Annotated in this window: 11 protein-coding genes and 1 pseudogene; 6 read left to right on the forward strand and 6 right to left on the reverse strand. The window is 71.6% G+C overall.

Going from position 1 to position 13,445, the window contains the following annotated elements; genetic code table 11:
• Positions 1–249 precede the first annotated feature (249 nt).
• Positions 250–1,593, reverse strand: a complete 1,344-nt coding sequence (locus DSY14_RS22790) for a KamA family radical SAM protein (protein ID WP_211718670.1) — start codon at positions 1,591–1,593, stop codon at positions 250–252.
• Between the two features lie 324 nt (positions 1,594–1,917).
• Here DSY14_RS22790 and plsX point away from each other — a divergent pair, with 324 nt between their 5' ends.
• Positions 1,918–2,991: a phosphate acyltransferase PlsX gene (gene plsX, locus DSY14_RS22795; protein WP_211718663.1), complete on the forward strand. Its 1,074-nt coding sequence runs from the start codon at positions 1,918–1,920 to the stop codon at positions 2,989–2,991.
• 28 nt (positions 2,992–3,019) lie between these two features.
• On the opposite strand, the gene DSY14_RS22800 is transcribed toward plsX, so the two are convergent.
• Entirely contained in the window at positions 3,020–3,415 is a 396-nt protein-coding gene (locus tag DSY14_RS22800) for a protein phosphatase (protein WP_211718671.1), read from the reverse strand.
• Between the two features lie 70 nt (positions 3,416–3,485).
• The gene (locus DSY14_RS22805) at positions 3,486–3,881 is read right to left on the reverse strand and encodes a protein-tyrosine phosphatase family protein (protein WP_374224044.1); all 396 of its coding nucleotides are present in this window, start codon (positions 3,879–3,881) and stop codon (positions 3,486–3,488) included.
• 352 nt (positions 3,882–4,233) lie between these two features.
• On the opposite strand from DSY14_RS22805, the gene argS reads away from it, so the two are divergent.
• On the forward strand, positions 4,234–5,979 hold the full coding sequence (gene argS, locus DSY14_RS22810; RefSeq protein ID WP_211718665.1) for an arginine--tRNA ligase: 1,746 nt from the start codon (positions 4,234–4,236) through the stop codon (positions 5,977–5,979).
• Positions 5,980–6,168: 189 nt separating this feature from the next.
• Positions 6,169–6,768 (forward strand): YceI family protein, encoded by a 600-nt coding sequence (locus DSY14_RS22815; RefSeq protein WP_211718666.1) that lies wholly within the window; start codon positions 6,169–6,171, stop codon positions 6,766–6,768.
• Positions 6,769–6,841: 73 nt separating this feature from the next.
• Here the strand turns inward: DSY14_RS22815 and DSY14_RS22820 are convergent, their stop codons facing one another.
• Together DSY14_RS22820 and DSY14_RS22825 are read right to left on the reverse strand one after the other, a co-directional pair.
• Complete coding sequence (locus DSY14_RS22820; RefSeq protein WP_374224043.1) at positions 6,842–7,759, reverse strand: ribokinase; 918 nt, start codon at positions 7,757–7,759, stop codon at positions 6,842–6,844.
• Positions 7,756–8,580: an exodeoxyribonuclease III gene (locus DSY14_RS22825; protein ID WP_211718667.1), complete on the reverse strand. Its 825-nt coding sequence runs from the start codon at positions 8,578–8,580 to the stop codon at positions 7,756–7,758. Before DSY14_RS22825 ends, DSY14_RS22820 begins: the two co-directional genes overlap by 4 nt.
• 340 nt (positions 8,581–8,920) lie before the next feature.
• On the opposite strand from DSY14_RS22825, the pseudogene DSY14_RS28915 reads away from it, so the two are divergent.
• From DSY14_RS28915 to DSY14_RS22835, 3 genes and pseudogenes are all read left to right on the forward strand, one after another.
• Positions 8,921–9,247: pseudogene (locus DSY14_RS28915) on the forward strand (hypothetical protein); the annotation flags it as partial.
• Positions 9,240–10,472 (forward strand): winged helix-turn-helix domain-containing protein, encoded by a 1,233-nt coding sequence (locus tag DSY14_RS22830; RefSeq protein WP_211718668.1) that lies wholly within the window; start codon positions 9,240–9,242, stop codon positions 10,470–10,472. The pseudogene DSY14_RS28915 and the gene DSY14_RS22830, both read left to right, overlap by 8 nt.
• 155 nt (positions 10,473–10,627) lie before the next feature.
• A complete protein-coding gene (locus tag DSY14_RS22835; RefSeq protein ID WP_307851305.1) occupies positions 10,628–12,082 on the forward strand; it encodes an FAD-binding oxidoreductase in 1,455 nt (484 codons plus the stop codon).
• 55 nt (positions 12,083–12,137) lie between these two features.
• On the opposite strand, the gene DSY14_RS22840 is transcribed toward DSY14_RS22835, so the two are convergent.
• On the reverse strand, positions 12,138–13,280 hold the full coding sequence (locus DSY14_RS22840; RefSeq protein ID WP_211718669.1) for an acetyl-CoA C-acetyltransferase: 1,143 nt from the start codon (positions 13,278–13,280) through the stop codon (positions 12,138–12,140).
• Positions 13,281–13,445: the final 165 nt, after the last annotated feature.

Here is a 13,445-nt window from a genome sequence, read left to right on the forward strand (position 1 = left end):
CCCACCCCCTCACCCATGAAGACCAGCCCGGGAACGTGTGCACGCCGAGGCCTGCGCGGTCCACTCCCGTCCCGCGCCGGCCACGATCCGTCCACGGTGTGCACACGGCCGGAGCCCGGCACCGATCCAGGTGCCGGGCTCCGTGTGTGTCGGGCCTCGCGCGCCGACCCGCCGTAAGGGGCGGCGGGACGGTCGCTCCCGGGCCCCGATCCACCTCTGGGGGGAGAGGGATCGGAGCCTTTCAGAGGCTCACAGCCGGGTGGGATCCACCAGGCCGTTGGCTCCGACCGGGGCCTGTTCCCACGGCAGGTGGGTGGCTCCCAGGGCCGGCTTGAGGTCGAACAGCCAAGCCGCCTTCTCGTCGTACTGGGCGAAGAACGGCTTGCCGACCAGCTCCGGGTCGCGCGCCTGGATGAAGTGGAGGACGAAGACCTTCTCTCCCGCGATCTCCGTCACCCCGTCGATGCACACCTTGCCCGGGGTCGCCGACATCGACGGTCCGCGCACGGTCCGGGCCAGACCCGAGACCTTCTGGTAGGCGCCGCGGAAGATGTCGTAGGCCTCGGCCAGCGGCACCGCGAAGTAGTCCTGCGGGCCGGTGTCGCGCTCCACGAACATGTAGTAAGGGACCATGCCGTGGCGCAGGTGCGTCCGCCACATGCTCTCCCAGGTGGCGGAGTCGTCGTTGATCGTGCGGATCAGCGGCGCCTGGGTGCGGATGACGGCGCCGGTCGCGCGGATGCGACGCACGGCCTCCTGCACGAGCTCCGGGCGCATCTCGTTCGGATGCGAGAAGTGCGCCATGAACGCGAGGTTCTTGCCGGAGGCGACGACCTTCTCGAACAGACGCAGCGTGTCCTCGGCGTCCGGGTCGGTGGTGAAGCGCTGCGGCCAGTAGGCCAGGGCCTTCGTGCCGATACGGATGGCTTCGAGGTGCTCGATCTCCAGCAGCGGCTCGATGTAGCGGGAGATGACCCCCTCGCCCATGATCATCGGGTCGCCACCGGTGAACAGGACACTGGTGACCTCGGGGTGCGAACGCACGTACTCGACCATCTGGTCGATCTCGCCGGACGCGAACTTGAGGTCGGCGTCGCCGACGAACTGGGCCCAGCGGAAGCAGTAGGTGCAGTACGCGTGACACGTCTGCCCCTGCTTCGGGAAGAAGAGCACCGTCTCCTTGTACTTGTGCTGGATCCCCGGGATGGGCTCCTCGTTGCCCGTGGTGGGCACGTTGAGGTCCATCTGCCCCGCGGGGTGCGGGTTGAGCTTGGCCCGGACCTGGTTGGCGGCCTCGTTGAGTTCCTTGCGGCCGGCACCCGAACTCAGGAGGTCGGCGATCCGAGCGACGTCCTCGGGCGGGAGCATGTCCGCCTGGGGGAAGACCAGGCGGTAGATCGGATCGTCCGGAGCGGCATCCCAGTCGATCAGCTCGTCGATGACGTAGCTGTTGACACGGAAGGGCAGGACATTCGCCACCGCCTTGACCGCGAGCTGCTCGTCGGCGGCGAGCCCGGCTCGCGCCGTGAGCTCGTCGAGGTGTTTCGTCGTGTAGGCACGAAACCGACGTCCGGCGGACGGGGACTGTGCCACGTCTGGCGTAACGCTCACGCCTCTCCTCTCCTGCGGTAGAACAGGGCTCCAGAGGGCAGCCCTGACCCGGTGGTTCCGGCATACGGGTACCGGTTGGCCACCTGGGGGTGAAAATTCGGTTATCCCCTGTGAGCGGAGGGTTCCGCGCACAGGATCCAGCGGGCGGGTATACCCCGACTAGGGGTTTTGTACCCATTCCACGCAAATCGCAGCCCTGACCTGGACATACTGGAAGTATCCTCGCATGCGTGCCGGAAAGCGCCGCACACGGGCGCAACGAGGATGACGCGATACGATCCCCGAACTGTGAGGAAGCAACCGACGATGACCGGCACCACCGACGCGGTCTCCCCCGCACCGCGCACGTCACCGCCGATCATCGCGGTGGACGCCATGGGTGGGGACAACGCGCCTCGGGAGATCGTGCGCGGGGCCGTGACGGCCGTCCGTGAACTGGGCCTGCGCGTGCTCCTGGTCGGGCGGCGGACCGAGATCGCGTCGATGCTCGCGGAGGAGGGCGCCCTGCGCGACATCCCGGTCGTGCACGCCGAGGACAGCATCGCGATGGACGAGGGCGCCCTGGCCAGTTGGCGCCGTCCCCGGTCCAGCGCCGCGGTGGCCTGCCGACTGATCCGGCGCGGTGACGCGGACGCCTTGGTCTCCGCCGGGTCCACCGGGGGGATCGTGGCCACCTCCACCGTCCGGCTGCGTACCCGTCCCGGGGTGCTGCGCCCCGCGCTGGCGGTGACTCTTCCCACCCGGCCCACGCCCACGATCCTGGTGGACGCCGGGGCCAACGCGGACGCCAAACCGGAGATGCTCGTCCAGTTCGCGCACCTGGGATGCGCCTACGCCCAGACGGCGTTCGGCGTCGCCGAGCCCCGCGTGGGCGTGCTGACCATCGGCGCGGAGCCCGGCAAGGGCAACAGACTGATCCGCCGCACCGTGGAGATGTTGGCCGAGGAGTCGGAGATGGACTTCCGCGGCAACATCGAGGGCCACGACCTGCTCGCCGGCAAGGTGAACGTGGTGGTGACCGACGGGCACACGGGCAACGTCGCGCTCAAGACCGTCGAGGGCACCGCGAAGTTCACCCTGAACGCCATGAAGGAGGCGATCACCTCCTCCACCATGGCCAAGGCGGGCGCCGTGCTGCAGCGCGGCGCCCTGCGCGGTCTGCGCGAGCGCTTCGACAGCGAGACCTACGGAGGCGCCGCCCTCCTCGGTCTGAACGGCACGGTGGTGATCGCCCACGGCGACAGCCATCCCCTGGGCATCGCCCACGCCTGTCGCCTCGCCCACGACCTGGCGGGCGGTCGGATCGGGGAACGGATCCGCCGCCGGGTGCACCACCGCTCCCCCGCCTGGATCCACCGCCGCTCCCCCGAGGAGCGCTGACCCGAGGACCGGGGCCCGCGGGCTCTCCTCAGCCCTGGAATCGACGGACGTGGTGTCGCTGCCAGGGGCACTCCACCGCGTGCGGGTTGTAGTGGTGGCGCACGTAGGCCACCGCCCTCTCCGAGGGGACGCCGTCCAGCACCGCCAGGCAGGCCAACGCCGTCCCGGTCCGCCCGCGTCCACCGCGACAGGCCACCTCCACACGTTCCGTGGCGGCCCTCTCCCACAGTTCCCGCAGCGCCGAGCGCGCGTCGTCGCGGTCCAGGGGCAGCCAGAGGTCCGGCCACCGCACCCACCGCGCAGGCCAGTCGACCGCCGGGGGCTCGACCCCCAACAGGTACAGGGCGAACGTGGGTCGGGGGCCCTCCGGCAACGGACGGGACAGGCCGCGCCCGCGCACCAGGCGCCCCGAGGGCAGCCGCATCACCCCGGGCGCGGCCCGGTCCCACGGTCGGTCGGTCACGTCGTCGGGCACGGTGTGCTCCCTCCACGGCTCATCCGGCGAAGCGGCGTACGTACTCTTCCTGCTCGGTGGTCTCCACGGCCAACGGGGAGTACTTCTCGCGAACGTAGGCCACCGCGTCCCGCGCGGGCACACCGTCGAGGGCGACCAGGCAGGCGAGCGCCGTCCCGGTCCGGCCCCGGCCGCCCAGGCAGGCCAACTCCACCCGTTGCGCTCCGGACCGTTCCAGCGCCTCCCGCAGACGGTCGAGGGTGACCGCGTCGTCCTCGGGAAGCCCGAAGTCCTCCCAGCGGACCCAACGGGAGGCCCAGGGGACGGCCTGTGGCTCGTGGTCGAGCAGGTGCAGCGCGAACGCGGGACGCGGGCCGGCCGGCAGGGGCAGCGCGAGTCCGCGACCGCGGATCCGGCGGCCCGAGGGAAGCCGCATCACCCCGGGCATGGTCGAGTCCCAGCCTCGGTACCGGTCTCTCATACGGCGAGCCCGGATGCGGTTCGTTCCACCACGGGGGTTCCTTTCGTTCGGGCGCCGACGGGCGGTGTCCTCCGAAGCCGCCGGACGGATCGGGGGTCGGGGTCGCGAGGTACGCGCCCTCCCACCGCGGGGACCGAGGGTTCCCACGCCAGGGTCGGGCGCCCCGCCACGGACCGAAGTGCGGCGCAGGCCCTGGAGAACCCACCCTAGAGAGCGTGACCGACGGCGCACAGCCCCCCGAAGGTCCCGTGTGCGGCCCGGCTCACACGCGTAGGGACGAGTGTGCCCGGTCGGTACGCTTAGGGGTATGGCCGACCCGCAGGAAGTACTCTCGCGACGGGTCCAGTCCGCCCTCGGCGCCGCCTTCGGCGCCGAGTTCGCCGACACCGACCCCGTCATCCGCCCGTCCCAGTTCGCTGACTACCAGGCGAACGCCGCACTAGCGCTCGCCAAGCGTCTGGGCCGCAAGCCCCGCGAGGTCTCCGCGGCGATCATGGAACACCTGGACGTGTCCGACGTCTGCCGCGACGTCGAGGTGAGCGGTCCGGGCTTCATCAACCTCACGCTGCGCGAGGACTGGATCGCCGAGCAGGCCCGAGGGCTCCTCGACGACACCCGCCTGGGCGTGCCGGAGCAGGAGCGGAGGAACATCCCGCTCGACTACTCCGCGCCCAACGTGGCCAAGGAGATGCACGTCGGCCACCTGCGCACCACCGTGGTGGGCGACTCGCTGGCCCGCACCCTGGACTTCCTGGGCCACAACGTCATCCGGCAGAACCACATCGGTGACTGGGGCACGCCCTTCGGCATGCTCATCGAGCACCTGTTGGCGGTCGGGGAGGACTCCCCCGAGGCCGACCTGCTGACCACCGACCCCAACGCCTTCTACCAGGCCGCCCGGAACGAGTTCGACACCTCCGGCGCGGGCCACGACGACTTCGCCGCACGCGCCCGTCGCCGCGTGGTCGCCCTCCAGGGCGGCGACGAGGAGACGCTGCGCCTGTGGCGCAAGCTGGTGAACCTGTCCAAGGTCTACTTCAACAAGGTGTACGCCAAGCTCGGCGTGACCCTCGGCGACGAGGACCTGGCCGGGGAGAGCGGCTACAACGCCATGCTCGCCGACGTGTGCGACGAGCTGGAGACCAAGGGCATCGCCGAGATCAGCGACGGCGCCCTGTGCGTGTTCCTGGACGGCTTCACCGGCCGCGAGGACAAGCCGGTGCCGCTGATCATCCGGAAGAGCGACGGCGGCTACGGCTACGCCACCACGGACCTGGCGACCGTCCGCTACCGGGTGGACGACCTCAAGGCCGACCGCATCCTGTACGTGGTGGGCGCGCCGCAGGCCATGCACTTCAAGATGGTGTGGGCCACCGCCCGTAAGGCCGGGTGGCTGCCGGAGAGCGTGGAGACCACCCACGTGCAGATCGGCAACGTGCTGGGGGCGGACGGCAAGATCCTGCGGACCCGCAGCGGCGCCCCGGTCCGGCTGATGCAGCTGCTGGACGAGGCCGTCGAGCGGGCCGCGGCCGTGGTCGCCGAGACCCGTCCCGACCTCGACGAGGCGACCCGCGCGGAGATCGCCCGCAAGGTCGGCATCGGCGCGGTGAAGTACGCGGACCTGTCCGTCTCGCACGACACCGAGTACGTGTTCGACTTCGACCGGATGCTGGCGCTCACCGGCAACACCGGCCCGTACCTGCAGTACGCGCAGGCCCGGATCCGTTCGATCTTCCGCAAGGGCGAGGTGGACCCCTCCGGGATCTCCGGTCGGATCACCGTGTCCGAGGACGCCGAGCGCGACCTGGCCCTCAAGCTGCTGGGCTTCGGCGCGGTGGTGGAGCAGGTGGGCGATCTGCTGCAGCCGCACCGTCTGTCCACGTACCTGTTCGATCTGGCCCAGGCGCTCACGACGTTCTACGAGCACTGCCCGGTGCTGACCGCCGAGACCGACGCCGAGCGCGAGTCCCGGCTGGCGCTGGTCGCGGTGGCGCTGCGGGTGCTGGTGCGCGGCCTGGACCTGCTGGGTGTGGAGTCGCCCGAGTTCATGTAGGGACATCGGAGCGTTCGTGGAAGGGTCGGGGCCGCGCGCCCCGGCCCTTCCGCGTGTGCCGGGGCGCTCCGGAGCGGGCGAGTCGCATCTCTCGTTCCCGGTCGGGCCGCGAGCCCTCTTCCCGGTGGTGCGGTCCGCCTATGGTATGTGGACAAAATTCGCATACCAGACAAAAGGTAGATACCGCCCATGACCTTCGTGGACTTCGGCCCCGAGCCCGGCACCTGGCACCTGGACCCGCTGCACTCCAGCCTCATCTTCGTCGCCCACTACCTGCGCTTCGGCCGGGTCCAGGGCACCTTCGGCCAGGCCCGGGGCCGGGTGCACGTGACCGACGACCCCGCGCGCTCCTCCGTCGAGGTCGAGATCGCCACCGCCAGCGTCAACACCGGTGTGCACGCCCGGGACGAACACCTGCGCTCGGCCGACTTCCTGGACGTGGCGCACCACCCGCGACTGCGCTTCACGTCGACCTCGTTGGAGCCGGGCCGCCGGCCCCGCACCTTCGACCTCCACGGCGACCTGGAACTGCACGGCCGGATCCGCCCCGTCATCCTGGCCTCGGCGTGGGCCGGGGAGGCGCCCGACTACGCCTCCCCGGACAACACCCACGGTCACTTCTTCTCCGCGACCACCCGGCTCGACCTCTCCACGTTCGGCGTGGGCGACGGCGGCGCGCTCCCCTGGGGCGGGCGACTCGTCGGCGACACGGTCGACATCGTGCTGGAGGTCCGTCTCCAGAACCAGGACCCCGCACCCTTCCTGGCGCGGATCGGGCACACGCCCTGAACCCTCGGGCGCCCTTCCGTGCCCGGAGCCGCCGGAGCGTGCGCCCGACCCGGTGGGACGCGGCGTACGGGACTCAGCCCCGCAGCAGCGCCTCGACCTCGCCGCGCGGGGCCATGGACGAGCTGGCTCCGTGGCGGCCCACGGAGATCGCGGCGGCGGCCGCGGCGAACTCCATCGCCTCGCGAGGAGAACGCCCCTCGGCCCGGGCGACCGCGAACGAGCCGCAGTAGGTGTCACCGGCGGCGGTGGTGTCCACGGCCCGCACCTTCCGGGCCGGAACCCGCACCGGCTCCTCTCCACGGCGTCCGTGGAGCGCACCATCCTCGCCCAGGGTCAACAGCACCTCCGGGACCCGCTCCAGCAGCGCGGCCAGCGCCGCGTCCGGTTCGTCGTGCCCGGTGATCGCCGCCGCCTCGTGCTGGTTGGGCACCAGCACGTCCACGTCGGCCAGAAGCGCGTCCGGCAGGTCCTGCGCGGGCGCGGGGGTCAGGTAGACCGGCACGCCCATCGCGCGGCCGAGCCTCGCCCCCGCCGTGACCGCCTCCATGGGCAGCTCCAGCTGGAGCAGCAACGCGTCGGCGCCCACCAGCGACCCGCGGTCGGTCTCGGGCACCCCGTCGACCTCGCCGTTGGCGCCGGGCACCACGATGATGCGGTTGCCGCCGTCGCCCTCGACGACGATGTGCGCGACCCCCGACACCCCGGGCACGGTGCGCAGCCCGGTGACGTCGATCCCGTCCGCCTCCAGGTTGGCGCGCAGCTCTTGGCCGAAGGCGTCGTCGCCCACCGCGCCGAGGAAGGCCACGCGCGCGCCGGCCCGCGCGGCCGCGACCGCCTGGTTGGCGCCCTTGCCGCCGGGGACCTGGCGGAAGTCGGTGCCGGTGAAGGTCTCACCGCCACCGGGCATCCGGTCGACGTAGGCGACCAGGTCCATGTTCACACTGCCGAAGACCACCAGACGGGGCACACCGGAACTCACGTCGTCGCTCACTTCTTCTCCCGGTCGACCGGCCGACTGTCGGCCCCGTCCAGGGCCACGATGACGGGGGCGTGGTCGGAGGCGCCCTTGCCCTTACGCTCCTCACGGTCGATGCTCGCGCCGGTCACCCGAGCCCGCAGGGCGGGCGAGGCGAGCGCGAAGTCGATCCGCATGCCCTTGCGCTTGGGGAAGGCCAGACCCTTGTAGTCCCAATAGGTGTACACACCCGGGCCGGGCGTGTAGCCGCGCACCACCTCGTCGAAGCCGGCCTCGACCAGTGCGGCGAAGGCGGCGCGCTCGGGTGCGGTGACGTGGGTGAGCCCCTCGAAGGCGGCCATGTCCCACACGTCGTCGTCCTGGGGGGCGATGTTGAAGTCCCCCACGTAGGCGATCTGCGCGTCGGGGTCCTCGGCCAGGCGTGCGGCGCCCTCCTCGCGCAGCGCCTCCAGCCAGCGCAGTTTGTAGGCGTAGTGGGCGTGGTCGATCTCGCGACCGTTCGGCACGTAGAGGCTCCACACCTGCACTCCGGCGCAGGTGGCGGCGATGGCCCGGGCCTCACGCTCCTCGGGTTCGCCATAGCCGGGCTGGCCCGGGAAACCGATCCGGACGTCGTCGAGCCCCACCCGCGAGGCGATCGCGACCCCGTTCCACTGGGAGAGGCCGTGATGGGCGACCTCGTATCCGCGGTCGGTGAAGACCGACGCGGGGAACTGGTCGTCGCGGGCCTTGGTCTCCTGGACGGCGACGACGTCGATGTCGCTGCGGTCCAGCCAGGCGCCGATCCGTTCGGCCCGAGCACGGGCACTGTTCACATTCCATGTCGCGATACGCACAGCAGAAGGCTAGAACATCCGGCCGACGTCCCCGTGCCGGCATGAGGAGACCCCGGTGCGGCCGTCCTCCGCACCGGGGTCGCGCGACTCCCCGCACACAGCCGTGTCGGTTTCCATCGCGTCTCGTTGGACGGCCGGGCACCCCGAACGGTTCGCATTGCGCGCAAGGTTTTTTTCGCCCATCGCCGCGGGAATCCGACACCACGGCCCTGGTCTGCGACGTCGCCGAGACGCCCCGACGAGGTCGGGGCCGGGCGCGACGCGGTGGGCGTCGGCCCGACGCCCCACGGGTGCATCTGTGACACAGGACACAGCGATGCTCCCCGTGGCGAGGTGAAGCGCCGACGTCGACACCCACCCCGAACGCGGCACCACCCCGTTCGAGCTCGCCGACGTGTTCTGCCGCCGGTCCCGGCCGCGCGTCGACCACCTCTTCACGGCCCTGTGGTCCAACACCGACGAACTCGACGGCAGGCTCGCCCACCGGCTCATGGCCGACTCCTGCACCTGGCTGGAGGAGGGCGTCCTCGACCCGTCCCTGCCTGGGCCGTTGATCGCACCGGCCGCACCCGGTCCGTCCACAGCGAAGAACCTGCACCGGAGGATGGGCCGACACCGGTCCGCCGCGGAGTGTCGTGGCCGGGGGCTACCGTGGCGGCATGGCTGAACCGCACCCCCGTCGCGACGCGGACCTGTCGCTCTCCCAGGCACGACGGATCGCCCTGGCCGCCCAAGGCTTCGCCGACCCGCGGCCCAAGGGCAGAGCCACGCTCTCGCACCTGGCCCGCGTGGTCCGCCGGGTCGGCATCCTGCAGATCGACAGCGTGAACGTCCTGGCCCGCAGCCAGTACCTGCCGGTGTTCGCCCGGCTGGGCGACTACGACACGGCCCTGCTCGACCGCGCCGTCACCACGGCGGCCGGCGCCGGCGGCGCGCGGCTCGTGGAGTGCTGGGCGCACGAGGCCAGCCTGGTGCCGCCGGCCACCCGACAGCTCATGCGCCACCGGATGGACCGCAACCGGGCCCGCACCGACACCCGGTGGATCAACGGGATCCGTGAGGCACAGCCCGAGCTGCTCACGGCGGTGATGGAGGAGGTCGTCCGCATCGGCCCGGCCACCGCTCGGGAGGTGGAGTCCGCGCTCGCGCACGACGCCCCCCGCGCCAAGGACCACTGGGGCTGGAACTGGTCCGACGTCAAGAAGTGCCTGGAGTACCTGTTCTGGATCGGTGACCTCACCTCCAACGGGCGCAACACGCAGTTCGAGCGGCTCTACGACCTGCCCGAGCGGGTCCTGCCGCCGGAGGTGCACGCCGCCGCCCCCACCACCCCGGAGGAGGAGCACCGGGAGCTCGTGTCGATCGCCGCCCGTACCCACGGCATCGCGACCGAGCCGTGCCTGCGCGACTACTTCCGCCTCAAGTCCTCCGAGACCAGACCCGCGGTGGCCGACCTGGTCGACTCCGGTGAGCTGGTCCCCGTCCGGGTCCAGGGCTGGGAGCGCACCGCCTACCTGCACCGGGACGCACGGGTGCCGCGCTCGATGGCGGCACGGGCCCTGCTCAGCCCGTTCGACTCCCTGGTGTGGACCCGCGACCGGGCGGAGGAACTGTTCGGGTTCCGCTACCGGCTGGAGATCTACGTGCCCGCCGCGAAGCGGGTCCACGGCTACTATGTCCTGCCCTTCCTCCTGGGCGAGGACCTCGTCGCGAGGGTGGACCTCAAGGCGGACCGGGCGTCGGGAACGCTCCTGGCGCAGCGCATCACCCTGGAGGAGGACGCGCCCGCCGACACCATGCCCGAACTCGTCGAGCAGTTGGGCGAGATGGCGGCCTGGCTCGGGTTGGAGAACGGCGTCGGGGGCCCCGCCCTGGCACCCCGGCGGGGCTGACCCGCCGGGTACATCGGCGGAACAGTTTCCAGCAACGATCCCTCAAAGTCGGATGATCGACCGCGCCCGCCGGTCCTAAGCTCCGAAGAGAGGGGGTACACGCCGTGCCGTTCTCGACGGCGCCCGTGATCAGAGACAACCGGTCCCGAAGCCCCGTGACGACTGGTGAGGCCATCATGGCTCGGCTCAAGACACGCACGATCTCCGACAAGGCACGCAGGGACCTGCGTCCGGGGTTCTCCGGAGCGATCTTCCTGCCCGACGACGAGGGGTACGAGGAGGCGCGTACCCCGTTCAACACGATGATCGACCTGCGTCCGGGGGTGATCGCCCAGTGCGCGTCGGTCGACGACGTGCGCCACGCACTCGCACTCGCGCGCGCGGAGGGGGCCGAGGTCTCGGTCCGGGGCGGCGGCCACAGCGTCGCCGGCATGTCGCTCACCGACGGCGGCCTGGTCATCGACATGCGCCGGATGAACACCGTGACCGTGGATCCCGAGGCCATGGAGGTACGGGTCGGCGGTGGCACCCTCATGGGCGCCATGGACGCGGCGACCGCGGAGTTCGGCCTGGCCGCCACCGGCGGCCGTGTGTCCACCACGGGGGTCGCCGGGTTCGCCCTGGGCGGCGGCTCGGGGTGGCTGGAACGCAAGTTCGGGCTCGCCTGCGACAACCTGCTCGGCGTGGACATGGTGACCGCCGACGGCGACCCGATCCACGCCTCGGCGGACAGCGACCCCGAGCTGTTCTGGGCGCTGCACGGCGGCGGGGGCAACTTCGGGGTGGCCACCGGGCTGACCTTCCGGCTGCACCGTCTGCCCGAGTTCACGCTCGGGCTGCTCCTGTTCCGCCCCGAGCGCGGCCCGGAGGTGGCCCGCGCCTGGCGGGACGTGATGGAGACGGCGCCCGACGAGATCGGGGGCGGGCTCATCTACCTGGTCGCGCAGGCCGAGCCGTTCATCCCGGAGGAGCTCGTCGACACACTGATGTGCGCCGCGGTGTTCACCTGTGTCGGGGACGAGGAGATGCTCCGCGAGGTGGCCGGTCCGCTGCTGCGGATGGCACCCGACGCGCAGCTGGTCGCCGAGATGCCCTACCCCGAGGCGCAGAAGGCGCTCGACGACCCGCCCGGCTTCCGCAACTACTGGTCGGTGGAGCACCTCTCCTCCCTGCCGAACGAGGCCCTCGACCGGTTCTGCACCCGGGCGGAGGGCATCATCGTGCCCTCCCCGACGGGACACATCCTGTTCCCCTTCGGTGGGGCGATGGGGCGGGCACAGACCGACTACCCCGTCCCGTGGCGCTTCGCGGCGTGGGGCGTGCACCCCCTGGCCATCTGGGAGAACGCCGCCGACGACGACCGCGCCCGCCAGTGGGTGCGGGACGTTCGCTCGGACATGGCGCCCTGGGCGACGGGGGACGTGTACCTGAACTTCACCGCCGACGAGGGGCGTGAGCGCGTCGTCGCGGGCCTGGGCGAGGACAACTACCGCAGGCTGAGCGCGGTGAAGGACCGGCTCGACCCGGACAACGTGTTCCACCGCAACCACAACGTGCGCCCGTCCCGGGCGGAGCCCACGACGGCGGCCCCCAAGCCGCGTCGGGGCTGACGGCGACGCGGGCCCGCCCTCCTCGCAGGGGGCGGGCCCGCGCGTGCGCACGACTTCAGACGCGCTCGATGATGGTGACGTTGGCCTGGCCGCCGCCCTCGCACATGGTCTGGAGCCCGTAGCGGCCCCCGGTGCGGTGCAGCTCGTGGACCAGCTTGGTCATGAGGACCGAACCGGTGGCGCCCAGCGGGTGGCCCAGGGCGATGGCGCCACCGTTGGGGTTGACCTTGGCCGGGTCGGCGCCCAGTTCGTCGATCCACGACATCGGCACCGGGGCGAACGCCTCGTTGATCTCGGTGACGTCGATGTCGTCGATGCTCAGGCCCGCCTTCTCCAGGGCGATCCTGGTCGCCGGGATGGGCGCGGTGAGCATGTAGACGGGGTCGTCGCCCACCAGCGACAACTGGACGACGCGGGCCAGCGGGGTGAGGCCGTGCCGCTCGACGGCGCGCTCGGAGGCGATGAGGAGGGCGCCCGCGCCCACGGAGATCTGGCTGGCCACGGCGGCGGTGAGCGCCCACCCCTCGCGCAGCGGCGCGAGGCCGGCCATCTTCTCCAGCGTGGTCTCGGGGCGCACGCCCTCGTCCCGTGCGACCCCCGCGATCGGCGCGATCTGGGCGTCGAAGTGGCCCGCGTCCCGGGCGGCGGCGGCGCGCCGGTGACTCTCCAGGGCGAACCGTTCCAGCTGCTCGCGCTCGTAGCCCCACTTCTCGCACATGAGCTGGGCGCCGCGGAACTGGGAGATCTCCTGGAGGCCGTAACGCTCGACCCAGCCCTCGCCGTAGAGGGGAAGGTCGTTGTCGAGGGCGAACCCGACGTTGGCGCCCATGGGCACCATGCCCATGTTCTCCACGCCCGACGCCACGACGAGGTCCTGGGTGCCGGACATGACGCCCTGGGCGGCGAAGTGGATCGCCTGCTGGGAGGAGCCGCACTGGCGGTCGAGGGTGACGCCGGGGACGTTCTCCGGCAACCCCGCGGACAGCCACGCGGTTCGGGCCAGGTCCAGGGCCTGGGGGCCGACCTGGCTGACCACGCCCATGATGACGTCCTCGACGGCGGACGGGTCCACCCCGGTGCGCTCGACCAGTTCCCTGAGGACGTGCGCGCCGAGGTCGGCGGGGTGCACGGCGGCCAGCGCGCCCTTCTTGGTGCCGACGGGGGTACGAACTGCGCCGACGATGTAGGCCTCGGCCACGGGGTCCTCCAAGGGTCTGGGGTGTGACGTCCTGATGAACCGAACTGTATTCGGTTTTACCCGCTCGACACGATCCCACCCCCGACTTCGGGCCTTCCGCGCAGGTCGGGACCGACCCGGTCCGTGGTGGACGGAGACGGCCGAGGGCCGGACGACGGGCGGGTG

The sequence above is a fragment of the Nocardiopsis sp. MG754419 genome (assembly GCF_018207095.1).
Classification (GTDB): domain Bacteria; phylum Actinomycetota; class Actinomycetes; order Streptosporangiales; family Streptosporangiaceae; genus Nocardiopsis.

Bases quoted from the DNA above. Each gene is read 5' to 3' on its own strand.
- plsX (WP_211718663.1), top strand. From the start codon at position 1,918: ATGACCGGCACCACCGACGCGGTCTCCCCCGCACCGCGCACGTCACCG.
- DSY14_RS22800 (WP_211718671.1), bottom strand. From the start codon at position 3,415: ATGCGGCTGCCCTCGGGGCGCCTGGTGCGCGGGCGCGGCCTGTCCCGT.
- DSY14_RS22805 (WP_374224044.1), bottom strand. From the start codon at position 3,881: ATGCGGCTTCCCTCGGGCCGCCGGATCCGCGGTCGCGGACTCGCGCTG.
- argS (WP_211718665.1), top strand. From the start codon at position 4,234: ATGGCCGACCCGCAGGAAGTACTCTCGCGACGGGTCCAGTCCGCCCTC.
- DSY14_RS22815 (WP_211718666.1), top strand. From the start codon at position 6,169: ATGACCTTCGTGGACTTCGGCCCCGAGCCCGGCACCTGGCACCTGGAC.
- DSY14_RS22830 (WP_211718668.1), top strand. From the start codon at position 9,240: ATGGCTGAACCGCACCCCCGTCGCGACGCGGACCTGTCGCTCTCCCAG.